This is a genomic window from Polaromonas vacuolata (assembly GCF_012584515.1).
Classification (GTDB): Bacteria; Pseudomonadota; Gammaproteobacteria; order Burkholderiales; family Burkholderiaceae_C; genus Polaromonas; species Polaromonas vacuolata.
Genome location: NZ_CP051461.1, coordinates 304,836 through 329,676, shown reverse-complemented (window position 1 = coordinate 329,676; position 24,841 = coordinate 304,836). Strand labels below are relative to the sequence as shown.

The window sequence follows — 24,841 nt, the reverse complement described above, 5'->3', positions numbered from 1 at the left end:
CCAAATTATTCACCTCTGTTGCTTCGCCTTGCCTTAGCGTTGTGCAGCGCTGTCTAGGGCTTCGCACCTAATCTAAAAATGATTTGAAAAACTCAGCGCTCACAGACCTTTTACAGTCTGTGAGATTCACGCTTTACGCCTTTTCAAGCAACTGGTTTACGCGCCGTACATAGGCTGCAGGGTCATCTGGCAAACCGCCTTCTGCTAGCAAGGCTTGATCAAACAAAATGTGGGCTAAATCGTCAAAATTACTGCTTTGCGCCAGCTTTTTAACCAAAGCATGTTCAGCATTGATTTCCAAAATCGGCTTGACCTCAGGCACGGGCTGACCGGCTTGCTTGAGCATGCGCGCCAACTGAGTCGACATACCATCGTCTTGCACAACCAAGCAAGCCGGCGAATCCACCAAACGCGTGGTGGCGCGCACGTCTTGGGCTTTGTCTTTCAAGGCTTCTTTGAGTCTATCTAGCGTGGGTTTAAATTCAATTTGCGCCTCTTCGGCCGCTTTTTTCTCGTCTTCGTCTTGCAGCTTGCCCAAGTCAACCGCGCCCTTGGCGACGGATTGCAGCGGTGTGCCGTCGAACTCGTTTAAGAAGTTCAGTGCCCACTCGTCCACGCGGTCTGTCATGAGCAAAACTTCAATGCCTTTTTTGCGGAAAATTTCTAACTGCGGGCTATTTTTTGCACCCGCCAAGGTGTCGGCAGTGATGTAGTAAATCGCGTCCTGACCTTCTTTCATGCGCGCTTTGTAATCGGCAAAGCTCACACTCACCGTGTCACTGGTGCTTGAGGCAAAGCGCAGCAACTTGGCTAGGCGTTCACGGTTGGCGTTGTCTTCTCCCAAGCCTTCTTTGAGTACGGCGCCGAACTCGGCGTAAAAGTCGCTGAATTTTTCACTCTGGTTGTTGGCCATATCTTCAATCATGGACAACACACGCTTGGTGCAACCCTCGCGTATGGCCTTAACCGCACGGCTTTCTTGCAGCAATTCACGCGAGACATTGAGCGGCAAATCGGAGGAATCCACCACGCCTTTGACGAAGCGCAAATACGTTGGCATCAAGGCTTGGGCATCGTCCATGATGAAAACGCGCTTGACGTAGAGCTTGACGCCTGCGGCTTTGTCGCGGTTAAACATGTCCATTGGCGCTTTGGCTGGAATAAATAACAACTGGGTGTATTCCGTCGCGCCTTCGACTCGGTTGTGGGTGCTCGCCAGTGGCGGCTCGCTGTCATAGCTGATTTGTTTGTAAAACTCGTTGTACTGCTCTTCGGTGATGTCTTTGCGGGCCCTTGTCCAGAGCGCGGCGGCTTGGTTGACGGTTTCCCATTCGCCGGTCTCGACCATCTCGCCGGGCTGATCGTTCTCGCCTTCTTTCCACTCCTCTTTAGACATTTCTATCGGCAGGGAAATATGGTCAGAATATTTGTTGATGACGCTTTTGAGCTTCCAAGCGTTGAGGTAATCCTGCGCTTCTTCTTTCAGATGCAGCGTGATGCTAGTGCCGCGCTGATCGCGTTCGATATCCGCAACTTCGAATTCGCCCGTGCCTTCGCTACTCCAGCGCACACCTTGGTCGGTGGGCAGACCGGCGCGGCGGCTCTCGACCACGATGCGGTCAGCGACGATAAAGCCGGAGTAAAAACCGACACCAAACTGGCCGATCAACTGTGCATCGTTTTTCTGGTCGCCTGACAGCTTGGCCATGAAATCACGCGTACCGCTTTTGGCGATGGTGCCTAAGTTGTCTATGGCTTCTTGCTGCGACAGGCCTATGCCGTTGTCGCTAATGGTTAGCGTGGCGGCAGCCTTGTCAAAACTCACCCGAACGCGCAATTCGGCATCACTCTCGTAAAGACCGGGCGCATCGAGCGCCTCAAAGCGCAACTTGTCGCAAGCATCTGAGGCGTTAGAGACCAGTTCACGAAGAAAAATCTCAGGATTGGAATAAAGCGAATGCGTGACTAGCTTGAGCAGTTGGGCGACTTCAGCTTGAAAGGAAAGGGTTTGTTTTTGTGTACTCATCTTGAATTTTTTGAAAAGTTATAGGTTTAACGGAAGCTTTTTTAACTTTAGTTCTACTGTACTAGTGTTGATTTTTGGATCTATTTGTAAAAAAATGTGCCCTTGCAAATTGAAGTGAAGATTTGTTCTCCACAACTCACGAGGGCAATCAAAAGGCTTGGCAGCACTTCATCTTTGTAAGCAATCGTGGAATTCAAGGGCAGTCCGTTTTTAACGGCGGGTAGCTACAGTATCGCCGGTTGCAAGAAGCCTCCATTCAACACAAATATTCTAGGAAACACTATGCAGACCCTAAAAAAAATCGTACTTGCTAGCGCCATCGCAGCAACATTTGCTGGACCCATGCTGGTACACGCAGAGTCGACATTTAACTCGGCATCAACTACCAACAGTACCGCCACAGCAAAGCTAAATTTCTCTATCGTCATCCCACAGGTTTTGTTTTTACGCGTTGGCACTAGCTCCAGCAATACCGTGACAGACGCCACGGTTGACAACCTGACATTTACGGTTCCTGCCGACAAGATTGGCGATGGCACGCCGGTAGCCGGCGTAGGCGGCGATCTGAGCGCTGGCGCTGTCACGGTTCGCGTCTACGGCAATGGGGGCGACATCAAGCTGACATCTGATACCACCGGCGCATTAAGCAACGCGGTAGGCGGCAACATCATTCCTTGGAGCGAGATTGGGGTTGTCAGTGACGCGCTAGCGGCGACAACGCCGGGCTATACCAATCAAGCCATTAGCCATCCAGCATTCAACACTAGCGCGGTCGGCGGCGGCACTAGCGCGGTGCCGACCACGCTCAGCGCCACCAATAAGGTTGTGCGGATTGAAGGCAAATGGACTTACAGCTACCTCAACACCACACCCGTCGCAGCCGGTAACTACGGCGGAACGACTGCGAAAAACGGTCAAATTTTATACACCGCAACCCAGCTTTAAGCTAGCCGCCCGGCGCAGTCAGCAAAACACTGACTAACGCCTGGGCCTTCGATACCGAATACCCAAGCCAGACGCACGTAAATGAAGATGCAGATGCACAAAACACTCACACCCAAGACCAGCTTAAGACTCGCACTTAATGCCGCCCAGGGTTTGATTGTGCCGGCACAGTTGCGGCTATTTTTACAGCTGTTGCTGCTAATGGCATGGCCGCTAGCAAGTCCTTGCAGCCATGCCTTTACGATTCAGATCAGCGCGCCCCCATCAGGCCTATACCTGCAAGTAGGCGATGGCGTAGGTCAATTGAACTTAACCGCAATCAATAGCGGCAGCGCCCGAAACAGCACTGTCAACACAGTGAGTTTGGCTGTGCCAGCGGCGCGCTTGGGGCTAGGCCCTCTTGCCATGACCACTGACAGCCTTGTCAGTACCAGTCCGATTGACGGTTATCCCAACTATTGCAGTATTCCAGCACAAGTTTATATAGGCGGCTTTTACCGCACGCCCAACACAACGGGTAGTCAAGCCAGTTTGACGATTAGTGCACCCACTGCACTTTTTAACCCGGCTGGCGAGCGTATTCCTATCAACACCATCTCTTGGCTCACCAGTGGTCTTGGGGACGTCGCAAATAATCCAACCGTGCCAAACGGCACCTTCAGCACCAGTGGGTCACAAGTTCTGCGCATCTCGCCGCCCAACGTTTGGTTTGAAAGCTGTATGCAGTTTAGATACGCCAATAGCCAGATACTGCCGCCAGGCACCTATACCGGCCAAGTCACCTACAGCCTAACCGCGCCTTGAGCATGCCAAAAAAAACTTACATCAGCTTTAGTCTGGGCCTTGCATTATTGGTACTTAGCTTACTCAAAAGTGCTGGTGCCACCGCCGTCAAGGTTGACGACAGCGGCAGTCTGGTCAGCCAATCCGTGCTGCCCTTGCGTTGGAGTCAGGTCGTACCTGATCGCAGTCATGACCACTCAGTGCAAGGCAGTTTGCAAGTCGCCATCCGACTCGATTTAAGTCCATGGTTGAACCGCCCGGTACGCCTCTTCATAGCGCTTCCACAATCCACGCACGAGCCAATACAAGCTAGCTGGACCACCCAGGGCCGTTTACTTGCGGGCGAGCTGCGCTCTGGCGGCCGCGCCCTAGTTTTCAATTCGGTAGTGCGTAGCAAGCAACTAGAAGAAAGCATTGTTCTGACGCTCAAAGCCGATGGCCGAAAGCTACAGCCAACACAAACATTAGCGTTTTATTTTGAGATAGAAACCCCATGAATTGCTTGCATAACCGATTACTTGGGCGTCTTTTCGCCGTCGTCATCCGCATCAGTCTGTCTGCCGCCAGCGCATTCCTTGCTTTGAGTGTGAACACGCCTGCGCAAGCCGGTGAATTCGCGCTCGCGATCTCGCCAGCACGCTTTGAGCTGGCGCTAAAACCCGGCGAGCGCAGTCGCCAAATCATAGAAATTACCAATGCATCCAGCGACCCCGCAAACCTCGCGTTACGCACCGCAGACTGGTCACTAGAGGCGAATACATCGGTGCTTTTTCAAGACGATTTGCAACCACAAAGCTGCCGGCCCTGGGTCGCATTAGAGCGACGCGAACTCAAGGTTTCTGCCGGCCGGCCTTACCGTATGCGTTTTGAAATTCAGGTGCCAGAGTCTGCACCTCCCGGCGAGTGCCGCTTTGCCATCATGCTGGAAGGACAAGAGCTGTTAAATCCGCTCAGCAATGGCCCGCCGATTCCATTTGCTGCCCGCATGGGTGTGATCGTTTATGTGGCCGTCGGCAATGCAGAGCCCGCGCTGAGTCTGGTCGGCGCCCGCGTCAGCAAAGTCAATGGTATCGAGACACCTGTTCTTGAAGTGCACAACAGCGGCTTGGCACATGGCCGACTGCAAGGCTTTTTAAAAGGTGTGGACGCCAGCCAGACAGCGCTAGAACTAAGCCCCAGCAACCAGCCAATTTTGCCCGGCCAAACTAGCTCTATTCCATTGAGTGCAGTACGTGAGACCGAAAACGATACGGCAGTAGCGGTGAAGTTTCCGATCCGTATCAGCGGACAGCTAGAGTGGGGCCAAAACAAGAACCAGTCAATAGATCAACTCTTTTCTGCACCCGCGCCTTAGGCTGGCCTCATGCCGCGACTCATGCATGATCAGCCCGGCTGGCTAGCCATTGCAGCGCTAAGCTTCAACCTACAAGGCATAGCGCTGGCTCAGTCAGCGTTGAGTGCTGAAAATTCAGTCGTCAATCCCACAACACCAGCAGCACCTGCGTCTTCGGCAAAACAGCCCTATGTGGACAAGCTCATAGAAAGCCTGCAATCAGCGTCTGAACTCAACGCCGAAGAGGACGATTTCAACAGCGCAGGCTGGTCGCGCAGCTGGCATGCGGACTACTCGCTGCTGTCAGAAAAAGTTCTGAGCCGCCGCACATTTCAAGCCCTCAGCTTAGGCGGCTTTATCGACACCCCAGACTACGGTGCGCTGTCGCTGATCGCCAATCTAAGTCGTCAGCAAAGTAGCAGCCTGAGTCAAACCTACCAGTACCGCAGCAGCAGCTGGCGAATTGACCAGCGCGGCATGCCGCTAGGCGGCGGCTGGCGCGCCAATTACAGCGCTGGCGATATCAACACCGGATTAACATCATTAGCCCGCGGGACTGGCAGAATCTCACTCCCGTCTAGTCCCATCCACGGAATCAGTAGTCAGGGGTATAGCGGCGCAGACTTGGAAATTCAAGCCGCAACGGGAAAGACCGGCCTGTTCAACGGACTAGGCCTGACCAGCTTTAACACCTCCTCCGGCCAGCTCAGCACGCTGGGCGCGCAAATCAAACTCCCGTCGGATCTGTCCAGCGGCCGTAGTCATGCTGCGCTACAGATCATTGAGGGCCAGCGTTTGACGGACAGCGACGGCGCACACATGGACACGCGCGCCATCTGGCTAGCCCAATCCTGGGAAGGCAAAGCGCCGTGGGCCACAGAGTTAAGACCCGGCAACCCAGCACCCGCAGAGCGAAGAGGCGGGCTGCGGCTGCAAGGGAACTTGCTGCAAAGCACTGACATTAGTAGTGGTAGTGGTAGTGGTAGTGGCAGTGGCAGTGGCAGCAACAATAAAGGCAATAACCACCGCGCTTTAGGACTGTGGGCAGACGCCAACTGGCGCAGCGAGCGCTGGCGAAACAGTGCGGGCGGGTTTCGCTTTGAGCCCAATCTGCGTTGGGGCAGCATGCCACTGGCTAACGATATCCAAGGCATATATTGGCAAGCCGACAGCAGCACACGCCAGTGGCAATACGGTTTTTCCACAGAACTGAGTGATCGCATCAGCCACACCAGCGCCGAGTCTGACGGACGCAGTGCCTTTTTCAATCTAAACGGGCGCTACCGAATAGACAGCCGCAGCAGCGTCGGAGCCAATCTCAATTTACGTGCCTTAAATGGGACCGGTCAAGCCTTGGCGCTGAACTGGGACCGCAGCAACCACTGGGGCCAAACCCAGCTGCGCGCCGACCTGACCCGCTCTGGCGAAGTGACTAGTAAACGCTTAGGCGTAGACCACAGCTGGGCCACCGCTGCTCCCGCCAGCCTAAACACCACGCTGGCTTGGGAAACGCTTAGCGGTGGCGCGAACAGCGGCAAAAGTCTGATCTGGGGTCTGCAAGCCTCGTTGCCGAGCACCTCGCAATGGTCGCTGGACGCAGCACTGCGTGGTGAGCGGCGCAGCAACAGCAGCGAAGCGCTTAACGCCGACCTAGGCCTGCGCTGGCAGTCCACTGGCGGCTGGTCGCTGTCGCTACGCTATACCGAGTCGCGAGGAAGGCAACTACAGCAGCAACAAGTTCTGTCAGCACTCACCGCGGCCAGTTTGCCAGCCCCAACACAGCTACCCGCCATGCGCAGCCTACAACTACTGCTGCGCTTTGAGGAGCACGCCGGCAAAACCTACGCGCCGCTAGGTGGTGCACCCGGTAGCGCTGCGGGCAGCTTAAGTGGTGTGGTATTTTATGATGCCGATGGGAATGACCGACGAGAAGTATCAGAAGGCGGAGTGCCCAACATCACCGTCATTCTCGACAGACGTTATGTCACTCGTACAGATAGTCAAGGACGTTATGAATTCCAAGCGGTAGTAGAAGGCCAGCATCTGGTGGAGATTTCTTCCGACAATCTACCCTTACCTTGGAGTCCGCTACAGCGTAGCGCAATAAAGGTCAACATCCATGTGCGCGAAGCCAGTATTCAGAATTTCGCGGTGCAACGCGATAAATAAGTCTTTTAACTGCTTTGATTTTTAAGCGTTAGAGCGTTAGAGCGTTTCAAAGTTGGTGTTGATTTAAACACCCGGATCTGGATTTTTGTTTTTGTTTTTGTTTTTGTTTTGTTTTGTTTTGTTTTGTTTTGATTCTTGATTCTTGATTCTTGATTCTTGATTCTTGATTCTTGATTCTTGATTTTTGATTTTTGATTTTTGATTTTTGATTTTTGATTTTTGATTTTTGATTTTTGATTTTTAGCTTTGAACTTTTGGCTTTTGGCTTTTGGCTTTTTGCTTTTTGCTTTTTGCTTCGGACTTCGGACTTCGGACTTCGGACTTCGGACTTCGGACTTCGGACTTCAGACTTCAGACTTCAGACTTCAGACTTCAGACTTTGAACTTTGAACTTTGAACTTTGAACTTTGAACTTTGAACTTTGAAGGCTTAGGCACTTTTTTAGAGCTATTTTTTTAGTCAATTTTCTAAAACTAATTGCACAACATGTGCGGTTAGCAGCATTTGCAGCGTTTATATCGCTTGCGACATTTACATCGCTTGCAAAGTTTCGCTTGCTCAGCTTGCTCAGCTTGCTCAGCTTGCTCAGCTTGCTCAGCTTGCTCAGCTTGCTCAGCTTGCTCAGCTTGCTCATAAATTATTTGTCTAAATTTAGGCTTAAACAGGCACTCATACAAATGATGAGTAACATGTGAATCAAGCAATTCAAAATAATTAAACCAGCGCAAAGCATGGACTAGTATGCAAAAGTTCCTAATTCACCACCACGGCATAGCGTCTAAAACGCTGAGCATCAGCCTACTCTGGCTGCTGGCCTTGACCGACACTTCAGCTGCGCAAGCCAATGAATCTTTTGCTGCGAAAGACAAAGCAGCCAGTGCAGCACTGACTTTTACTATCCACATTCCCAGCGTGTTACGGCTGTTGGAGAACCATCACCCCGAGCAACTAGTAGTAGGCGACGATGCAACCTCCGAGCAGCGTCTTCTGTTGGTCTCTAGCATGCGCAATGGCTTTTGCGCTGAGCTCGGTTTGATGTGGGGAAATACTGCGGATTGGCAGCTGCAAATCATTAGCGCGAGTGGCAGCACTGGTGCTTGGCTCGACAGTACGCCAGCAGGCTATCGGCTGTGTGCACGTAAGCCGGGGCGTTATGCGCTGACGCTACAACATCGTTTCAGTTGGCAAGAAAGCTTGACCGGTCACGATAAAACTCAAGGTGAGCGCAGCATGCAGTGGCCGGTTAACCTGAGTTTGACCAGCCCCTGAACGTCTAGCCTTTAAAACCCTTCGTGCGGCGCCAGATAACGCCATTGACCGACCGGTAAATGGCCTAAATTCACACGCCCAATACGTACCCGTTTAAGACCCGTCACAAATAGCCCGACCTGTTCACACATGCGGCGAATCTGGCGCTTTTTGCCTTCTCTGAGCACAAAGCGCAGCTGCTCAGGGTTTTGCCAAGACACTTGTGCCGAACGCAAAGCCTTGCCATCCAGGCTCAAGCCGTGGCACAGCAAAGCCAGTTGATCGGGCGGAAAAACTGATTCCACATTGATGTTTTCCGCGCCATAACTCACGCGCACCAAATACTCTTTTTCCATCTCCGAGTCTTCACCAATCAATTGGCGCGCCACTCGGCCATCTTGAGTCAACACCAAAAGACCAATCGAATCGATATCCAACCGGCCAGCTGGCGCCAAGCCGCGCAGCTGCTCAAAGCCCCAGCGCATACGCGAATTGCATTCGCTCCAGCGGTTTTGTGGCTGCACCAACGCGACTGCTGGCTCATGCCCGTCCTCGGCCTGACCGCTGACGTAGCCAACAGGTTTGTTGATCAAAATAGTCACTTGCTGGCGCTGCTGCTGCTCAGCCTCGCGGTCAATTTGAATTCGCGCGTCGTATGCGACCGGCTGGCCCATCACGGCCGGTGCGCCATTGACGCGAACCCAACCACGCGCAATCCAGTCATCCGCCTCGCGGCGCGAACACAGACCGAGTTCAGCCATGCGTTTGTTCAGGCGCACAGTCTCAGCCGGGACAGCCGGATTAGGCACTGCGGCGCGTATACGCACGGCTGTAGTGAGCGGCGTGTTTAGGGGGGGAGTTTTTTTATCGGGCATTTAGAGCATTTCGGACGTAACGAAGGCGAGAAGATTCGTGCCATTTTATGGCTCAGCGCAGCAACAGTCCTTTTATGTCACCGAGGCATACGTAGAAGCCTAACTCCGCCGGTGCTACAGTTTGCTTTGCCAAATTCAAAAACGTATCGTATTTATTTACAATCAAACACCAATAAGATACATTTTATCCATGACTGAACCCTTATCAACACCGCGAAAATCCTTGCTTGACGCCTTATTTGGGAAAACTAAAAAAACCCTTATCACCACGCTGTTCGCCCATCCCGAAGTGAGTTGGCATCTGCGCGGGCTGGCTAGAGCATCGGGCACGTCGCCCACGATGATCAGCAAAGAAGTCAAAGTTCTATCCGAAGCGGGGCTAATTCTTGACGAAAAAGATGGTAATCGCAGGCGCATCAAGGCAAATCCCGACTGTCCTATTTTTGATGAACTGAGAATGATCGCCAAAAAAACTGCTGGACTTGCAGAGCTTGTCAAAGACGCGCTGGCAAGCATCAGTGGAGTGCAATTTGCTTTCATTTTTGGTTCACTCGCGCGAGGAGATGAGCGTGGAGATAGCGATGTCGATGTTTGCGTCGTTGGTAGCGCCCTGAATCGGGAAGTGAATTTAGCGATGGCGTCAATAGAAGAGTCCGTCGCTAGGTCAGTTAACCCAATCGTTTACTCTGTAGAGGAATTACGCAAAAAGGTGGAAAGTGAAAACCACTTTGTCGCCAAATTAATGGCATCAAAAAAAATATTTTTGATCGGAGACGACGATGCGTTTGGTAAGTCAGTTGGAAGGCTATGAAAAAACCAGGCTACTGGCCAGGCATGCGGCGGCTACTGCGGAAATAAAGCGGCATATTGAAACCGCCAACGCATGGCTAACAGATGCACAAAAAGTTCAGAACTCCCCCGAGACGCGTTTTTCTGTGGCCAACTCAGCGGGACACGCCTTGTTAATGGCGGCCATCAAGATGCAAGGCTTTCGCCCAACATCAGGAAAAGGGCATAGGCAAATTCTCTACCAGCTTTTAGACACGCTACTTCCCGCTGCGGCAGCGGCAAAGAAAACCTTATCGAATTCAGACAACACCAGAAATCGTGCGGAATATGACGGCGATGATATGGATGTCACTCAAGGTCAGATCGACGATATCGTCGACGCCGTAAAGAACGTTTTGCAAGAGGTGACGCATCTTTTCAAGCGCTACCAAACAGCGCAAGCAGCACCAAAAAAACCAAGCCAATAGTTCTGCACTAAGCGCTACTCAAGCCAATTGATGACGGCTACCAACCAAAAATATCAGTCATGCGGAGCAGATAACTCACGCAAGCGCCGGTGCGCATCGTCGAGTGGATTCATCGGTTCAAATTTCTTCGCCTTCAGATAATGATCAGTGAACACATCAAGATAGGCCTCTAGCGTGCGGGCTGCGTGCGACTCGCCGGCTAAATCCATACACAGGGCGGCCACTTCAGAGGTGCACAAATGGGTTTCACGCTGGGCGCGGCGCAGACGGTAACGCGATAACTGCTCGGGCTGCAAACTCAGCACCGGCAACTTGTCGAGATAAGGGCTTTTCCTAAACATCTTGCGCGCCTCTTGCCAGGTGCCGTCTAGCAGTATGAAAAGTGGCCGTTTTCCGGTCACAGGTTTGATCTCAGTGATGAGGCGTTCGGCAGCCACATACTCGGCGGGGAAAACCACACAAGCAGCCCATTGCGGATCGGCCAGCAAGGCCAGCAAACCGGGATCAACTTGCGTGCGGGCCCAACCAAAGGCAAATGTGTCGGCCACTACATCGGCGATTAACCAGCCGGTGTTGGTGGGTTTTAGCGCTTCAATATCGCCCATGATTAAGCAGACACCCGCACCGGTGGTCACTTGCGGTCGCAGCGCACACAAGCAGTGGCTTACAGGCACGCGGCATCCGGGACAACGCTGGGCGCGTGAGCCGCGGGCTAGAAAGGGTTTTTCGCTGCGCGCTAGGCGGGCGTCTCGGAGACGGGAAACGGCGTGAGTCATGCGCTAGTACGCGAGTAAGAAACGGTGAACAAAAGTTTCCAATACAAATGAAGATTGTTGCAGCGGGCTCTCAAGCCAGACATTGCCAGACATTGCCAAGCAGTGCCAGCAGTGCCAAACATTCCCAAGCAGTGTCGAGTAGTGTCGAGCAGTGTCGAGCAGCGCAGTTTAAAGACTTATTAAGTGGCGACAGTGAGACACAAGAGGCTCAAATCATAAGAGCAGAAGGTCAAGCAAAACCAGCAATAAATTAGCCTTTTTTTGCCATCAAAGCTGGACTGGAAAAATCAAACCCCAGCTTTTAGCGCCGCCAAATCGAGCACCCGCAAGCCGCCATATTCAATCCGAATAACACCGCGCGTTTGCAGCGCAACCAAAGCCGTATTCACGCGTTGGCGAGACAGACCCACCAGATAAGCCAACTCTTGCTGAGTGATGCGCAAAATCGCGCCCAGCCCGGGGTAGAGCACGGGAAACAACACCGGGTCCGACAAGTTAGCCAATGAGCGTGCAACCCGGGCATCGGGGTTGTTCATACGATCAAGCTCGCGCGCCGCAATGAACTGACCTAGCCGTTCATTGAGTTGAGACATGATGAAGCGGTTAAAGCCAATCGAATGATCGAGCAACCAGTGAAAAGTATCCACCGGCAGACCGGCCACCAAAGTTTTACGCAAAGCTTGAATGTTGTAGCGATAGGGTTCGCGCTTTAGCACCGTGCCCTCACCAAACCAGCCGCCGGGCGGCAAGCCTTGAAAAGTCATGGTCTTGCCATGCGCGTCGTCAGTACTCATTTTGAGCAAGCCCTCGACCACACCAAACCAGTAAGTCACTGGCCTGCCCACGCGGCACAAATAATCCCCGGCATAGGCATCGACCACTAGCAGGGCTGCAATAGCACGCTCACGATCGGCCGGCGACAAAACCTCCAGCCAGTGAATATTGGCCAGCTCCTGCGCATTGGGTGCGCGGCTGCGTGAGTGCATCGATTTATCTGGAGCCATATCAACCTTTTAAGTCTGAACAGCGGCAAAAGGACGGACTAGGGGAAAGTCCGGGGGAGTAATGACCCTTGAATTGTCGTCGGAACGACAAGCGAGCGTCAAACTTCTGCATAACATCTAAACATGATGCACAAATAGATACAAAGCCTGTTACCTCGGCTACAGCTTTGAATGCGTAAAACAAAGAAAGACCCAGCAAGAATGCAGACCACCTTTCCCCGCCTGCTCATGCAGCATGCCCAGCAGCGCCCCGCAGCGCCCGCCATGCGCGAGAAGGAATACGGCATATGGCAAACCCATAGCTGGGCCGACATGGCCGCAATCACGGGGCAGATTGCTGGCGGTCTGCATTTAGCGGGCCTCAAACGCGGCGAGCACATGGTCATCATTGGCGCAAACCGCCCACGGCTTTACGCCACCATGCTGGCAGCGCAGGCGCTGGGCGCAATTCCAGTTGCGCTGTATCAAGATGCAGTTGCCGCTGAATGCATCTTTCCCATCAACAATGCAGAAGTGCGTTTTGCGGTGGTGGAAGACCAAGAGCAAGTCGACAAAATGTTGGAAATTCGCAGCAGCTGCCCGGCCTTAGCGACGATTGTTTTTGATGACCCACGCGGCCTGCGCCACTACGAAGAATCCGGCCTAGGCTCACTCGAACAACTGATGGAAACCGGCCGCGCGTTTATCCAACAAAACAGCCAATGGCTGGCAGGCGAAATCAATCAAGGCCATGCAGAAGATGTAGCAGCCATGTTTTTCACCTCTGGCACGACAGGTACACCCAAAGGCGTGGTGCACACCTACAACTCCATGGTGAACAGAGCCCAAGCCGGTGCTGATTTCGACAAGCTCAGCGCACAAGAAGAAGTGCTGGCCTACCTGCCACCCGCTTGGATTGGCCAGAATATTTTTAGCTACGCGCAGTGGCTCACTTGCGGCTATGTGGTGAACTGCCCAGAAAGCGCTGCGACCGTGATGATTGACCTGAAAGAAATCGGGCCGACTTATTATTTTGCCCCCCCACGTGTGTTTGAGAGCTTGCTCACCACAGTGATGATTCGTATGGAAGACGCAGGCCGTATCAAGCGCGGCATGTTCAATTACTTTTTAGACGTGGCCAAAAAAGTCGGCCCTGCGCTGATGGATAAAAAATCGGTGGGCATGCTGGATGCGCTGCTCTACAACCTTGGCAATGTGTTGATTTATGGCCCGCTGCGCAACACGCTGGGTTTTTCTCGAGTGCGCGTAGCCTATACCGCGGGTGAAGCGATTGGCCCGGACTTGTTTACCTTTTACCGCTCGATTGGTATTAATCTCAAGCAGCTTTATGGCTCTACAGAAACCGCCGTATTTGTCTGCTTGCAACCCGACAACCAAGCGCGTGCTGACACGGTAGGCGTGCCTATCAATGGCGTTGAAATTAAGCTGGCAGAAAACGGTGAAATACTTGTGAAGTCGCCGGGTTTATTTAAAGAGTATTACAAAAATCAAGAAGCAACCGCAGAAGTTCTCAGCGCTGACGGTTGGTATCACACCAGCGATGCTGGCTTTATTGACACCCATGGCCACTTGAAAATTATTGACCGTGTCAAAGACGTAGGTCGCATCAAAGGCGGCGTCAATAACGGTGCTATGTTCGCGCCAAAATATGTCGAAAACAAACTGAAATTTTTTGCCTTCATCAAAGAAGTCGTAGCCTATGGGGACGGGCGTGAAAAAGTTTGCGTCATGATTAACATCGATTTTGATGCTGTCGGTAACTGGGCTGAACGGCGCAATCTGACCTACGCGGGTTATACCGATTTGGCACAAAAACCCGAGGTCTACACCTTGATTCAAGAATGCATTGAAAAAGTCAATGCAGACCTCAGTGTTGACAGTTTGCTGGCCGGCTCGCAAGTCAGTCGCTTTTTGATTTTGCACAAAGAGCTAGATGCCGACGATGGTGAGCTGACACGCACCAACAAAGTCAGGCGCGGCTTTATTGCCGAGAAATATCAGCCACTGGTCGATGCGCTCTACGCGGGCCGCAAAGAACAATTTATAGAAACCGTCGTCAAGTTTGAAGATGGCCGCAGCGGCAGCGTCAGCGCCACACTCAAAATGGGCGACAGCGCAATACTTGCACCCGTGAAAGCAGCAGCATGAGCAAAGAAATTGGCGACGTCATTCTTGACGTGAAAAATATTTCCTTAAGTTTTGGCGGTGTTAAAGCACTCTCAGACATTTCTTTCAACGTCAAAGAGCATGAGATACGCGCCATCATTGGCCCCAACGGTGCGGGTAAAAGTTCCATGCTTAACTGCATCAACGGAGTCTATCTGCCGCAGCAGGGCTCGATTGCGTTCAGAGGCCAGACCTTTAAACACATGAACAGTCACCAAGTTGCGGTGATGGGCGTGGCGCGTACTTTTCAAAACCTAGCGTTGTTCAAAGGCATGAGCGTGCTGGACAACATCATGTCGGGTCGCAATCTCAAAATTAAAAGTAATTTGCTGCTGCAAGCGCTGCGCATAGGGCCGGCAGAAAAAGAAGAAATTCGGCACCGCGAAGCAGTTGAAAAAATCATCGATTTTCTTGAGATTCAAGCCTTTAGAAAAACGCCAGTTGGTCAGCTCCCCTATGGTTTACAAAAACGTGTAGACCTAGGCCGCGCACTGGCGATGGAACCACAAGTGCTACTACTAGACGAGCCCATGGCCGGCATGAACGTGGAAGAAAAACAAGACATGTGCCGATTTGTGCTGGACGTGAACGATGAGTTTGGCACCACAGTGGTTTTAATTGAACACGACATGGGCGTGGTGATGGACATCTCTGACCGCGTCGTGGTGCTGGACTACGGCAGAAAAATTGGCGACGGAACGCCAGACGAAGTTCGCAACAATCCCGACGTCATCAAAGCCTATTTGGGCGTGGAGCACTGATATGGCTTTTTTTCTTGAAACCCTTTTCGGCGGCCTCATGGCCGGCATGCGTTACTCGCTGGTCGCACTCGGCTTTGTGCTGATCTACAAAGCCTCTGGCGTGTTTAATTTCGCGCAAGGCGCCATGGTGTTATTTGGCGCGCTAGCCATGGCACGGTTTTCAGAATGGATACCGCAGTGGACCGGTATACAAGGCCTAGCGTTTGCGAATATTTTGGCCTTCATCATGGCCGGCGCAGTGATGTTTTTAGTCGCTTGGTTAATTGAGCGCTTGGTGCTGCGTCACTTGGTCAACCAAGAAGGCGCAACACTGCTAATGGCCACATTGGGCATCGCTTATTTTTTGGAAGGTTTGGGTCAAACACTGTTTGGCAGCAACATCTACAAAATAGATATTGGCATGCCAAAAGATCCAGTCTTCATTTTTGAAAAAGTTTTTGCTGGCGGTATTTTGATTAACCAAGAAGATTTGATCGCCGCTGTAATAGCCGCTGCATTAGTCGCGACCTTAAGTATATTTTTCCAAAAAACGTCTACCGGCCGGGCGCTGCGCGCCGTCGCTGACGACCACCAAGCCGCGCAGTCTATCGGCATTCCGTTAAACCGTATTTGGTTCATCGTCTGGTGCGTAGCCGGCGTGGTGGCACTGGTTGCCGGCATGATTTGGGGCAGTAAATTGGGCGTGCAGTTCTCGCTGACTACCGTGGCATTACGCGCTTTGCCGGTGGTGATTTTGGGCGGCTTGACGTCAGTGCCGGGCGCGATTTTGGGCGGCCTGATTATTGGTGTGGGCGAGAAACTCTCGGAAGTCTATCTCGGCCCTTTTGTCGGCGGCGGTATCGAAATTTGGTTTGCCTATGTGTTGGCGCTGGGTTTTTTACTCTTTCGTCCGCAAGGCCTATTTGGCGAAAAAATTATTGACCGTGTTTAATCCTGGAGAAAAATAAAAATGCTTTACAGAGAAAACGGCCAATTCAAAACCAGCTATCGGTCAGACCAGCAAATCTTTCCGATTTTGCAAGACCGCCTATTAGTCATCGCCTTTTTAGTCATCGCTTTTGCAATCGTGCCCATGCTGGCCAGTGACTATTTTTTCCGCGCCATCTTAATTCCGTTTTTAATCATTTCACTGGCCGCCTTAGGGGTAAATATCTTGGTCGGTTACTGCGGTCAGATATCACTGGGCTCAGGCGCTTTCATGGCCGTGGGTGCTTACGGCGCGTATAACTTTTTTGTGCGTGTCCCGAACATGCCGCTATTGCCAGCGCTTATTTTGGGTGGACTTTGCGCGACCGTTTTTGGCATCTTCTTTGGTCTACCGAGTCTGCGCGTTAAGGGCTTGTACTTGGCCGTGGCGACGCTGGCCGCGCAGTTCTTTAGCGACTGGATGTTTCTGCGTATCAAGTGGTTTACTAACAATTCCCCCTCTGGTTCTATCTCGGTGAACAACCTGCAAGTGTTTGGATTGCCGATTGAAAGTGCAGTCTCTAAGTACTGGTTGTGTTTAGCTATTTTGGTGGTGATTGCACTGCTGGCAAAAAATCTGGTGCGCGGCGCTATAGGCCGTGAATGGATGGCGATACGCGATATGGACGTAGCGGCTGCCGTGATTGGCATACGCCCTATGTACGCCAAGCTCAGCGCGTTTGCGGTCAGCTCTTTCATCATTGGTATGGCCGGCGCACTCTGGGGGTTTGTCTATTTGGGGGCTTGGGAGCCAGCCGCGTTCTCGGTTGATTTTTCGTTTCGTCTGCTGTTCATGGTCATCATTGGCGGCCTCGGCTCTATTTTGGGCGGCTTTTTAGGTGCTGCTTTTGTGACGCTGTTGCCGATTGCATTGAGTCAAATATTGCCTAAGTTGGCGGGTTTGTTTGGGCTAGAGATTTCCACCGCCGGCGTCTCGCATGCAGAGCTGATGATTTTCGGCGGCTTGATTGTTTGGTTTTTAATCGTCGAGCCGCACGGCCTGGCCAAGCTCTGGTCAGTGACTAAACAGAAATTGCGTTTGTGGCCTTTTCCGCACTGAGCGGGGGGATTTTTTCAGCGTTGAGTTATTTATTATTTCAGGAGACAAAGATGAAGATACGTAGTTTGATTCTCGCCGTGGCAGCTCTTACAGCCGCTGCGTCACCCTTGCTCACCAGCAATGCCTACGCACAAGCCAAAGAGCAATTCTTTCCGCTACTGTCCTACCGCACCGGTCCTTACGCTCCTAACGGCATACCATGGGCTAACGGCAAGCAGGATTACATCAAGATGATTAACGCCAGAGACGGCGGCGTTAACGGTGTGAAGCTGACGTTTGAAGAATGCGAAACCGGTTACGCCACTGACCGTGGTGTTGAATGCTATGAACGTCTTAAAGGCCGTGCTGGTGTGACGCTGTTTGATCCGCAGTCTACTGGCATCACCTTTGCACTGACCGAGAAAGTTCCAAACGACAAAATTCCGCTCATCACGTTGGGCTATGGTTTATCGATCTCGCAAGATGGTCAAGCCTTTAAATGGAACTTCCCTTTGATGGGCAGCTACTGGACAGCGGCGGATATTTTGATACAGCACATCGGCAAAAAAGAAGGCGGACTGGAGAAACTTAAAGGTAAAAAAATCACCTTGGTTTATCACGATTCACCGTTCGGCAAGGAGCCTATTCCATTGCTGCAAGAGCGCGCCAAGATGCACGGTTTTGAACTGCAAATGTTGCCAGTCACAGCACCGGGTGTAGAGCAAAAATCGACTTGGTTGCAAGTTCGCCAAAGCAAACCAGACTACGTATTGCTGTGGGGCTGGGGTGTGATGAATTCGACCGCGCTCAAAGAAGCGCAGGCCACCGGCTACCCACGCGAGAAAATGTATGGCGTGTGGTGGGCCGGTGCTGAGCCGGATGTCAAAGATGTGGGCGAAGGCGCAAAGGGCTATCACGCCCTGAACTTAAACACTTCAGGCCAGCAGCCAAAAGTCATTCAAGACATTCTCAAATATGTGCACGGCGCCAGCCAAGGCACTGGTCCCAAGGATGAAGTCGGCAGTGTGCTCTACACCCGTGGTGTGATTATTCAAATGTTGGGAACCGAAGCCGTACGCCGTGCGCAAGAGCGCTTTGGCAAGGGCAAAGTTATGACGGCTGAGCAAGTACGCTGGGGTCTGGAGAACTTAGCCTTGGATCAGAAAAAGCTCGATGCACTAGGCTTTGCCGGCGTGATGCGACCGCTCTCGACTTCCTGCGCCGATCACATGGGATCGACCACCGCACGGGTGCAAACCTGGACCGGTAGTAAGTGGGAGTTTGTGTCTGACTTTATCGCCGCCGACGAGCAAATTCTCAAACCCATGGTCAAAGCCGGCGCGGACAAATATCTAGCCGACAAAAAAATGACCCGTCGCACAGCAGCGGACTGCCAGTCCTAATGCACTCAGTAACAAGCTTGCCAGCATGGCAAGCTTGTTTGGCTTGTTTGGCTTGCTAGGCTTATTCAGCGGCTAAAGAAACTCGATTCGAACGGAAATATTCATGAGCGACTCCAACATTGTTCTCAACGTCAGCGGCATTGAGGTGATTTACAACCATGTAATCCTCGTGCTCAAGGGCGTCTCGCTGCAAGTACCAGAAGGAAAAATCGTGGCTATTTTGGGCGGCAACGGCGCCGGTAAAACCACCACGCTAAGGGCTATTTCTAATCTGTTGCAAGGCGAGCGTGGCGCAGTCACCAAGGGCTCAATAGAACTGCGCGGCGAGCGCATTGAAAACCTCACACCGGCAGAGTTAGTGCGGCGTGGTGTGGTTCAAGTGATGGAGGGACGCCACTGCTTTGCGCATTTAACGATTGAAGAAAACCTCATGACCGGCGCTTACACGCGCAGCAGCAAAACTGAAATTGCGGCTAATTTAGAAAAAGTCTATGCCTACTTTCCGCGCTTAAAAACTCGCCGCAGTTCGCAAGCTGCCTACACTTCTGGCGGTGAGCAGCAAATGTGCGCGATTGGCCGGGCCTTAATGGCCAACCCCAGCATGGTGCTACTCGACGAGCCATCGATGGGCTTGGCGCCGCAAATTGTTGAGGAGGTTTTTAACATCGTGCAAGACTTGAATCAAAAAGAAAAAGTCACTTTTTTGTTGGCTGAGCAAAACACCAATATGGCACTGCGCTACGCCGACTACGGCTACATCATGGAGAGTGGCCGTGTGGTGATGGACGGCGCAGCGGCAGACTTAGCCAGCAATGAAGACGTCAAAGAGTTTTACCTCGGCGTAGGCGGCGGCGAGCGCAAGAGTTTTAAGGACGTAAAAAGCTATAAACGCCGTAAACGCTGGTTGGCTTAAAACCTGCATCACACCCAAATAACGCTAGAAAAAATCATTTGAAAAATTGCGGATTAAACGCCAGCCATGACACTATTTTTTGACGAACTTGAAACCCGTAACCCAGCCCAGCGCGAAGCCGACTTGATGCGCGCATTGCCGCTACAAATTGCACAGGCACAAAAAAATACTGTCGCGTTTGCCAGTATTCTTGCTGGCGTGAATGCAGCCAGCATTGACTCGCGTGCGGCACTGGCAACACTGCCGGTGACGCGCAAACACGAGTTACTAGAGCGCCAACAAGCGGCGCGCCAAATCGGCACATCAGGCCAAACATCGAACGACCCCATGGGCGGCTTTAGCGCACTGCGCTATGGCGCCAGCATGCCGCACATATTTGCCAGCCCCGGCGCAATTTACGAGCCCGGCGGCATTCGGCGCGATTACTGGCGCATGGCCAGAGCCATGCACGCAGCGGGCTTTAGAGCAGGCCAGTTAATTCACAACAGTTTTAGTTATCACTTTGTACCCGCCGGCTCCATGATGGAAACCGGTGCCCATGCCTTGGGCTGCACGGTGTTTCCGGGCGGCACTGGTCAGACCGAGCAGCAAGTGCAAGCCATGGCTGAACTGCAACCCGCAGGCTATATTGGCACGCCAAGTTTCTTAAAAATTATTCTTGAAAAAGCCTTGTCTATGGGTGTGGCGCTACCCAGCGTGACGCGCGCATTAGTCTCAGGCGAAGCCTTCCCGCCCAGCTTGCGCGACTGGCTACAAACGCATGGCATTGAGGCTTACCAATGCTACGCCTCAGCCGACTTGGGCTTGATTGCATACGAGACCGCAGCGCGTGAAGGCTTGGTGCTTGATGAAGGCGTGATTGTCGAAATCGTGCGCCCGGGCACTGGCGAGACGGTAGCGCCAGGAGAAGTTGGTGAGCTGGTGGTCACGACGCTAAACCCAGACTACCCCTTGATTCGTTTTGGCACCGGCGACCTCTCCGCGGTACTGCCGGGTAATTGCCCCAGCGGGCGTAGCAACACCCGAATCAAAGGTTGGATGGGCCGCGCTGACCAAACGGTTAAAGTGCGCGGCATGTTTGTGCATCCAGGCCAGATCAACGCCGTTGCCAAGCGTTTTCCAGAAATTCTCAAAGCTAGGCTAGTAGTGACTGGAGAGATGGCTAACGACAGCATGGAACTGTGCGTAGAAAGCACGCACATCAGTCCAGAGCTGGCACAGCGCATTAGCGAGGCCGTGCGCGATGTCACCAAGCTACGCGCGACTGTGCAGCTCTTGCCGCCGGCTAGCTTGGCCAATGATGGCAAGGTGATTGAAGATGCCCGCAGCTACAAATAAACGCGAATGAATGTATTGAATCAGCCGCTTAAAAACTCAAAGTTAACCCGTCAAAAATAAGTTAGCCGACTTATTTCACAAACTGTTTTTCTAATTTGCGCGCCAAGGTGCGGCGATGCATGCCGAGACGGCGAGCGGTCTCGGAAATATTAAAACCGGTTTCTGCCAATATCTCATGAATGCGCTCCCACTCCAGCGTTTTGATGGAGGTGGGGCGATTCGTCAGCACCACTTCTACATCGCCACTGGCGCGGGTAAACGCCATTTCAATATCGTCGGTATTAGACGGTTTGGCCAAGTAGTGACAGGCGCCGAGTTTGATGGCTTCGACGGCGGTGGCTATGCTGGCAAAACCGGTTAATACAACGATGAGCATGTCGGGGTCATGTGCATGCAAAGTCTGCACACAAGCAAGGCCAGAGGCTTCGCCGTTTAACTTAAGGTCAACGACCGCATAGTCGGGATCGAATCGCGTGAGCAAAACCAGCATTTCTTCATGACTGGTCGCATGTTGAACGACATAGCCCCTACGCTCAAATGAGCGACTTAAGGTGCGAGCAAATGCCGCGTCATCTTCTACGATTAACAACGAACGACCGAGCTGATCTTCTGACTCTTGAAGTTCCTGCGGTTCTTGTAGCTTTTGAAGCGCAGTCTCCGCTAAAAGTGCAGCCGACAAATTCTCGGTATCAAGAGGCGGCTTAGTGCTGTTGGCCATCAGGCGAGTCCTTTTTTGTCATCGTCTTCATCAAGCGTTAAGGCCGAGAGTGGCAAGCGTATGGTGACGCGGGCCCCGCCTTCGGGGCGATTGCTGGCTCGCACTTCACCGCCCAATGTGCGAGCGACGTTAAAGACTAAGAAAAGTCCCAACCCACCACCGGGTCGGCCCTTGGTAGAGTTGTAGGGTTTGCCTAAAAGGGCCAAGGTGGTCGCAGCAAAACCCGGTCCGTTGTCAATGCAACTGAGCACCAAAGTCTCAGCCTCACGCATGACGATCAATTGCAGCCAAGCGCCTGAGGCTTCAAATGCGTTGTCAAGCATATTGAAGATCATTTGTTTGACTGCAGAGTCCGACACTACCGCTAAGTCATGACCAAACTGGTTGTCATAGTGCAGGTCTGCGCGGGGTCGGCTTTCTCGCCAATCGAGCACTAGCTGATTTAAAAAAGTGCTTAAGGTAGTCGCAGCAGACGACTCGCCCCTGGCCTCGCCGGCGGACAACAAAATGCTGCTGACAATAGATTTGCAGCGCAGCACTTGCGTCTGCATCTCGCTGACTTCTTGCAGCAACTCCGCGTCTCGAGTGAAGGCCGGCATACGCCGCCAGTCACCTAAAATCACAGCCAGTGTGGCCAGCGGTGTGCCCAATTCATGCGCCGCACCACTGGCGAGCAAACCCATGCGAACGATGTGATCTTCTTCTGCGGCGCGTTCACGAAGAACCGCCAAACGCGCATCGCGTTTGCGTAGATTGTGGCCAATGCGGGTGATAAATGTCACCACCAATACCGCGTTGAGCACAAAGCAAATGAGCATGCCCTGAATGTAAAAACTGGCCATGCCGTGGTCATGATCGGGCCGTAATCCCAGCGGCTCTGCATACAGTGCCAGGGCAACAAAGCAACTTGCAGTGGTGCCGAGAATAGTCCAGGTGTAAGCGGGTTTAAGCAATACCGCCGCCAACGTGACTTGCAACAAATAGAGAAATACAAAGGGATTGCTGGCGCCGCCGCTCAAGTAAAGCTGTAGCGTCAGAAGCATGACGTCGACCAGCAAAGAGACAAAAACTTCGCGGTTTTTAACGGCGCGGCGAATACGAACACGTAGCGTGCTGGCGATATTAAAAGCCAACAGAAAACCCAAAGACGCCAACATCAGTTGTATCGGTAGCATCACACCCAAGGTGTAGAACGCCACCTCTATGGTGATTAACTGACCGATCACGGCAATCCAGCGTAGCTGGATTAGTAGCAACATATTTTTGCGGCCAGTCGCTTCGTCCAGCCGACTGGGCGAGCGGTCCGCGCCGGAGGTGGATTGGTCAATCATTTCAAGCGAACAGTGAGGTGTTACAAGTTACTTTTTTTATTATGCCTTGCAAGCACAAACACAGCGCCCAACACCATTAATGCCAGTGCAAACCAAGTCACAGCGTAGACTAAATGACTGTTGTGAAAGGCAACCACTGTCAAGCCAGCGACAGGTTGGGCTTTATCAACCGGCTCGCTGACTTGCGCGTCAATGAAGTAAGGCGCAACTTGGCTTAAGCCTTGGTTTAGTGCGATGGCAGAAACATCACGTGAAAACCAGCGTTGATTGGCCGGATCGTTGCTGCGCAAAAAACCACCGCCAATCTCACTCAAACGCAGCAAGCCGGTGACTGTAACGCTTGCCTCTGGCGTTGAGACTTGCGGTGCAGTCCATCTGGGCGGAACGAAACCGCGGTTAACTAAAACTAGGCCACCGGTATCGAGTTGAAGGGGAGAGATTAACCAAAAACCACTGCCGATTTCAGTCACCGCTTTGACCTGCACATCTTTGCCGGTAAGAAATCGACCAGTGACGCGCACATGACGGTATTCGTCATTAGTGCCATCAATCTGGGTTGGCGCGATGACCGCAGGGGCGCTAACACGCAGGTTAACGCGCTCTATCAAGTCGAGCTTCCAGAACAGGCGCTTGACCTGCCAAGCGCCTAAACCCATGAAACCAGAAAACAGCAGCAGTGCGAGCAAGCCCACCAGTCCGCGCCGTAGGCCGGTTGTCATGGCATATTTTTCATGTCACTCATGGACGGCATCATGTTGGTGTTTAAGTGATACATCACCCAAATCGATCCGGCCAACATAATCACCACCAATACGATGGTGAAGACTAGCGCCAACAACGACCAACCGCCTTGTGAGCGTGTGTTCATGTGCAGGAAATAAATCATGTGAACCACGATTTGAACTGCTGCGATACCCAAAATGACCAGACCAGTCGTGCTCGTGTTTTGCAACACGTTGCTCATGACCAGCCAAAAAGGAATCACGGTCAGGATCACGGCCAGCACAAAGCCGGTCATATAACCTTTGAAGGTACTTGGGCTAGCGCCACCGTGGTCATCGTGGTCGTCATCGTGTCCGTGCGCAGCGTGTGCGCCGGGGGCTAAATTGTGTTCGGTGTTTGAACTCATGACATTGATCCCAACAAATAGACAACGGTGAAAACGCCAACCCAGATCACGTCCAAAAAGTGCCAAAACATAGACAAGCACATGACGCGGCGACGGTTCTCATTGGTGAGTCCGCCCTTGGAAACTTGCACCATCAACGTGATCAGCCAAATGATGCCGAACAAAACGTGCAGACCGTGCGTGCCAACTAGCGTGAAGAAGGAAGACAAAAATGCACTGCGCTGCGGGACTGCACCTTCATGGATTAGGTGCACAAACTCGTACATCTCTAAGCCGATAAAAGCGCAACCGAGCAAGCCAGTGACAGCCAACCAAGCCAGCACCGGTTTGACGCGGCGGCGTTGCATTTCCAAGACGGCAAAGCCGTAGGTTATGGAAGACAACAACAACATCGAAGTGTTGAGTGCAACCAATGGCAAGTCAAACAACTCGGCGCCAGAAGGGCCGCCAGCGTAATTTCTGCCGACCACCGCAAAGACGGCGAAAAGTGCGGCAAAAATCAAGCAGTCGCTCATCAAATAGAGCCAAAAGCCTAGCAGCGTGCTGCTCTCAGGATGGTGTTCGGTAGTCTGATAGTACCGGGTGCTGTCAGCAGCTTTAACGCTGCCAACTGCACTGGTAGGGCCGTTGCCCGTCGCAGGAAAGGTAGTAGTTGTCATGTC

At 52.4% G+C, this 24,841-nt stretch carries 25 protein-coding genes; 15 read left to right on the top strand and 10 right to left on the bottom strand.

Annotation, left to right across the window (positions count from 1 at the left end; genetic code table 11):
• Window positions 1-133: 133 nt before the first annotated feature.
• On the bottom strand, window positions 134-2,026 hold the full coding sequence (gene htpG / locus HC248_RS01675) for a molecular chaperone HtpG (protein WP_168920987.1): 1,893 nt from the start codon (window positions 2,024-2,026) through the stop codon (window positions 134-136).
• 282 nt (window positions 2,027-2,308) lie between these two features.
• Between htpG and HC248_RS01670 the strand changes: the two genes are divergently transcribed.
• The 5 genes from HC248_RS01670 to HC248_RS01650 all read left to right on the top strand — a co-directional run bounded on the left by HC248_RS01670 (window position 2,309) and on the right by HC248_RS01650 (window position 7,256).
• Window positions 2,309-2,971 (top strand): hypothetical protein, encoded by a 663-nt coding sequence (locus tag HC248_RS01670; RefSeq protein WP_168920986.1) that lies wholly within the window; start codon window positions 2,309-2,311, stop codon window positions 2,969-2,971.
• A 93-nt stretch (window positions 2,972-3,064) separates the two neighbouring features.
• Complete coding sequence (locus tag HC248_RS01665; protein ID WP_168920985.1) at window positions 3,065-3,775, top strand: hypothetical protein; 711 nt, start codon at window positions 3,065-3,067, stop codon at window positions 3,773-3,775.
• Between the two features lie 2 nt (window positions 3,776-3,777).
• Window positions 3,778-4,251 (top strand): hypothetical protein, encoded by a 474-nt coding sequence (locus tag HC248_RS01660; RefSeq protein ID WP_168920984.1) that lies wholly within the window; start codon window positions 3,778-3,780, stop codon window positions 4,249-4,251.
• Window positions 4,248-5,108 (top strand): UBA domain-containing protein, encoded by an 861-nt coding sequence (locus tag HC248_RS01655; RefSeq protein ID WP_168920983.1) that lies wholly within the window; start codon window positions 4,248-4,250, stop codon window positions 5,106-5,108. Before HC248_RS01660 ends, HC248_RS01655 begins: the two co-directional genes overlap by 4 nt.
• A gap of 9 nt (window positions 5,109-5,117) precedes the next feature.
• Entirely contained in the window at window positions 5,118-7,256 is a 2,139-nt protein-coding gene (locus tag HC248_RS01650) for a hypothetical protein (RefSeq protein ID WP_168920982.1), read from the top strand.
• 358 nt (window positions 7,257-7,614) lie between these two features.
• Here HC248_RS01650 and HC248_RS01645 read toward each other — a convergent pair whose 3' ends face one another.
• A complete protein-coding gene (locus HC248_RS01645) occupies window positions 7,615-7,890 on the bottom strand; it encodes a hypothetical protein (RefSeq protein WP_168920981.1) in 276 nt (91 codons plus the stop codon).
• A 107-nt stretch (window positions 7,891-7,997) separates the two neighbouring features.
• Between HC248_RS01645 and HC248_RS01640 the strand changes: the two genes are divergently transcribed.
• Window positions 7,998-8,525: a hypothetical protein gene (locus tag HC248_RS01640; protein ID WP_168920980.1), complete on the top strand. Its 528-nt coding sequence runs from the start codon at window positions 7,998-8,000 to the stop codon at window positions 8,523-8,525.
• 11 nt (window positions 8,526-8,536) lie between these two features.
• Here HC248_RS01640 and HC248_RS01635 read toward each other — a convergent pair whose 3' ends face one another.
• Window positions 8,537-9,379 (bottom strand): pseudouridine synthase, encoded by an 843-nt coding sequence (locus HC248_RS01635; RefSeq protein ID WP_168920979.1) that lies wholly within the window; start codon window positions 9,377-9,379, stop codon window positions 8,537-8,539.
• 190 nt (window positions 9,380-9,569) lie between these two features.
• Between HC248_RS01635 and HC248_RS01630 the strand changes: the two genes are divergently transcribed.
• A complete protein-coding gene (locus HC248_RS01630; protein WP_168920978.1) occupies window positions 9,570-10,190 on the top strand; it encodes a nucleotidyltransferase domain-containing protein in 621 nt (206 codons plus the stop codon).
• The gene (locus tag HC248_RS01625; RefSeq protein ID WP_168920977.1) at window positions 10,159-10,635 is read left to right on the top strand and encodes a hypothetical protein; all 477 of its coding nucleotides are present in this window, start codon (window positions 10,159-10,161) and stop codon (window positions 10,633-10,635) included. Before HC248_RS01630 ends, HC248_RS01625 begins: the two co-directional genes overlap by 32 nt.
• Window positions 10,636-10,688: 53 nt before the next feature.
• Here the strand turns inward: HC248_RS01625 and HC248_RS01620 are convergent, their stop codons facing one another.
• Together HC248_RS01620 and HC248_RS01615 are read right to left on the bottom strand one after the other, a co-directional pair.
• Window positions 10,689-11,411, bottom strand: coding sequence for a tRNA-uridine aminocarboxypropyltransferase (locus HC248_RS01620; protein WP_168920976.1), 723 nt, complete (start codon window positions 11,409-11,411; stop codon window positions 10,689-10,691).
• A gap of 287 nt (window positions 11,412-11,698) precedes the next feature.
• On the bottom strand, window positions 11,699-12,415 hold the full coding sequence (locus HC248_RS01615; RefSeq protein WP_168920975.1) for a Crp/Fnr family transcriptional regulator: 717 nt from the start codon (window positions 12,413-12,415) through the stop codon (window positions 11,699-11,701).
• A gap of 201 nt (window positions 12,416-12,616) precedes the next feature.
• Between HC248_RS01615 and HC248_RS01610 the strand changes: the two genes are divergently transcribed.
• From HC248_RS01610 to HC248_RS01580, 7 genes are all read left to right on the top strand, one after another.
• Window positions 12,617-14,563: an AMP-dependent synthetase/ligase gene (locus HC248_RS01610; RefSeq protein ID WP_168920974.1), complete on the top strand. Its 1,947-nt coding sequence runs from the start codon at window positions 12,617-12,619 to the stop codon at window positions 14,561-14,563.
• Window positions 14,560-15,342 (top strand): ABC transporter ATP-binding protein, encoded by a 783-nt coding sequence (locus tag HC248_RS01605; protein ID WP_168920973.1) that lies wholly within the window; start codon window positions 14,560-14,562, stop codon window positions 15,340-15,342. The genes HC248_RS01610 and HC248_RS01605 overlap by 4 nt, the downstream gene beginning before the upstream one ends.
• A 1-nt stretch (window position 15,343) precedes the next feature.
• Entirely contained in the window at window positions 15,344-16,273 is a 930-nt protein-coding gene (locus tag HC248_RS01600) for a branched-chain amino acid ABC transporter permease (RefSeq protein WP_168920972.1), read from the top strand.
• Window positions 16,274-16,291: 18 nt separating this feature from the next.
• Window positions 16,292-17,368, top strand: a complete 1,077-nt coding sequence (locus tag HC248_RS01595; protein WP_168920971.1) for a branched-chain amino acid ABC transporter permease — start codon at window positions 16,292-16,294, stop codon at window positions 17,366-17,368.
• Window positions 17,369-17,418: 50 nt separating this feature from the next.
• Window positions 17,419-18,750 carry an ABC transporter substrate-binding protein gene (locus HC248_RS01590; protein WP_168920970.1) on the top strand — a complete coding sequence of 444 codons (1,332 nt, stop codon included), beginning with the start codon at window positions 17,419-17,421 and terminating at the stop codon, window positions 18,748-18,750.
• A 103-nt stretch (window positions 18,751-18,853) separates the two neighbouring features.
• Window positions 18,854-19,663 (top strand): ABC transporter ATP-binding protein, encoded by an 810-nt coding sequence (locus HC248_RS01585; RefSeq protein ID WP_168920969.1) that lies wholly within the window; start codon window positions 18,854-18,856, stop codon window positions 19,661-19,663.
• Window positions 19,664-19,729: 66 nt separating this feature from the next.
• Window positions 19,730-21,001, top strand: coding sequence for a phenylacetate--CoA ligase family protein (locus tag HC248_RS01580; protein WP_168920968.1), 1,272 nt, complete (start codon window positions 19,730-19,732; stop codon window positions 20,999-21,001).
• Window positions 21,002-21,071: 70 nt separating this feature from the next.
• Here HC248_RS01580 and HC248_RS01575 read toward each other — a convergent pair whose 3' ends face one another.
• The 5 genes from HC248_RS01575 to cyoC are packed head-to-tail and all read right to left on the bottom strand — an operon-like array spanning window position 21,072 to window position 24,838.
• Window positions 21,072-21,719: a response regulator transcription factor gene (locus HC248_RS01575; protein WP_168920967.1), complete on the bottom strand. Its 648-nt coding sequence runs from the start codon at window positions 21,717-21,719 to the stop codon at window positions 21,072-21,074.
• Window positions 21,719-23,050: an ATP-binding protein gene (locus HC248_RS01570; protein WP_168920966.1), complete on the bottom strand. Its 1,332-nt coding sequence runs from the start codon at window positions 23,048-23,050 to the stop codon at window positions 21,719-21,721. Before HC248_RS01570 ends, HC248_RS01575 begins: the two co-directional genes overlap by 1 nt.
• A 20-nt stretch (window positions 23,051-23,070) precedes the next feature.
• Complete coding sequence (locus tag HC248_RS01565; protein WP_238342691.1) at window positions 23,071-23,769, bottom strand: SURF1 family protein; 699 nt, start codon at window positions 23,767-23,769, stop codon at window positions 23,071-23,073.
• A complete protein-coding gene (gene cyoD / locus HC248_RS01560) occupies window positions 23,766-24,179 on the bottom strand; it encodes a cytochrome o ubiquinol oxidase subunit IV (protein WP_168920965.1) in 414 nt (137 codons plus the stop codon). The genes HC248_RS01565 and cyoD overlap by 4 nt, the downstream gene beginning before the upstream one ends.
• Complete coding sequence (gene cyoC / locus HC248_RS01555) at window positions 24,176-24,838, bottom strand: cytochrome o ubiquinol oxidase subunit III (RefSeq protein WP_168920964.1); 663 nt, start codon at window positions 24,836-24,838, stop codon at window positions 24,176-24,178. Before cyoC ends, cyoD begins: the two co-directional genes overlap by 4 nt.
• Window positions 24,839-24,841 lie beyond the last annotated feature (3 nt).

Coding starts and splice junctions, on each gene's coding strand:
- HC248_RS01660 (WP_168920984.1), top strand. CDS start 3,778: ATGCCAAAAAAAACTTACATCAGCTTTAGTCTGGGCCTTGCATTATTG.
- HC248_RS01640 (WP_168920980.1), top strand. CDS start 7,998: ATGCAAAAGTTCCTAATTCACCACCACGGCATAGCGTCTAAAACGCTG.
- HC248_RS01615 (WP_168920975.1), bottom strand. CDS start 12,415: ATGGCTCCAGATAAATCGATGCACTCACGCAGCCGCGCACCCAATGCG.
- HC248_RS01575 (WP_168920967.1), bottom strand. CDS start 21,719: ATGGCCAACAGCACTAAGCCGCCTCTTGATACCGAGAATTTGTCGGCT.
- cyoC (WP_168920964.1), bottom strand. CDS start 24,838: ATGACAACTACTACCTTTCCTGCGACGGGCAACGGCCCTACCAGTGCA.
- HC248_RS01635 (WP_168920979.1), bottom strand. CDS start 9,379: ATGCCCGATAAAAAAACTCCCCCCCTAAACACGCCGCTCACTACAGCC.
- HC248_RS01645 (WP_168920981.1), bottom strand. CDS start 7,890: ATGAGCAAGCTGAGCAAGCTGAGCAAGCTGAGCAAGCTGAGCAAGCTG.
- HC248_RS01595 (WP_168920971.1), top strand. CDS start 16,292: ATGCTTTACAGAGAAAACGGCCAATTCAAAACCAGCTATCGGTCAGAC.
- HC248_RS01670 (WP_168920986.1), top strand. CDS start 2,309: ATGCAGACCCTAAAAAAAATCGTACTTGCTAGCGCCATCGCAGCAACA.
- HC248_RS01625 (WP_168920977.1), top strand. CDS start 10,159: ATGCGTTTGGTAAGTCAGTTGGAAGGCTATGAAAAAACCAGGCTACTG.
- HC248_RS01590 (WP_168920970.1), top strand. CDS start 17,419: ATGAAGATACGTAGTTTGATTCTCGCCGTGGCAGCTCTTACAGCCGCT.
- htpG (WP_168920987.1), bottom strand. CDS start 2,026: ATGAGTACACAAAAACAAACCCTTTCCTTTCAAGCTGAAGTCGCCCAA.
- HC248_RS01570 (WP_168920966.1), bottom strand. CDS start 23,050: ATGATTGACCAATCCACCTCCGGCGCGGACCGCTCGCCCAGTCGGCTG.
- cyoD (WP_168920965.1), bottom strand. CDS start 24,179: ATGAGTTCAAACACCGAACACAATTTAGCCCCCGGCGCACACGCTGCG.
- HC248_RS01610 (WP_168920974.1), top strand. CDS start 12,617: ATGCAGACCACCTTTCCCCGCCTGCTCATGCAGCATGCCCAGCAGCGC.
- HC248_RS01655 (WP_168920983.1), top strand. CDS start 4,248: ATGAATTGCTTGCATAACCGATTACTTGGGCGTCTTTTCGCCGTCGTC.
- HC248_RS01605 (WP_168920973.1), top strand. CDS start 14,560: ATGAGCAAAGAAATTGGCGACGTCATTCTTGACGTGAAAAATATTTCC.
- HC248_RS01585 (WP_168920969.1), top strand. CDS start 18,854: ATGAGCGACTCCAACATTGTTCTCAACGTCAGCGGCATTGAGGTGATT.
- HC248_RS01600 (WP_168920972.1), top strand. CDS start 15,344: ATGGCTTTTTTTCTTGAAACCCTTTTCGGCGGCCTCATGGCCGGCATG.
- HC248_RS01620 (WP_168920976.1), bottom strand. CDS start 11,411: ATGACTCACGCCGTTTCCCGTCTCCGAGACGCCCGCCTAGCGCGCAGC.
- HC248_RS01630 (WP_168920978.1), top strand. CDS start 9,570: ATGACTGAACCCTTATCAACACCGCGAAAATCCTTGCTTGACGCCTTA.
- HC248_RS01650 (WP_168920982.1), top strand. CDS start 5,118: ATGCCGCGACTCATGCATGATCAGCCCGGCTGGCTAGCCATTGCAGCG.
- HC248_RS01565 (WP_238342691.1), bottom strand. CDS start 23,769: ATGACAACCGGCCTACGGCGCGGACTGGTGGGCTTGCTCGCACTGCTG.
- HC248_RS01665 (WP_168920985.1), top strand. CDS start 3,065: ATGCACAAAACACTCACACCCAAGACCAGCTTAAGACTCGCACTTAAT.
- HC248_RS01580 (WP_168920968.1), top strand. CDS start 19,730: ATGACACTATTTTTTGACGAACTTGAAACCCGTAACCCAGCCCAGCGC.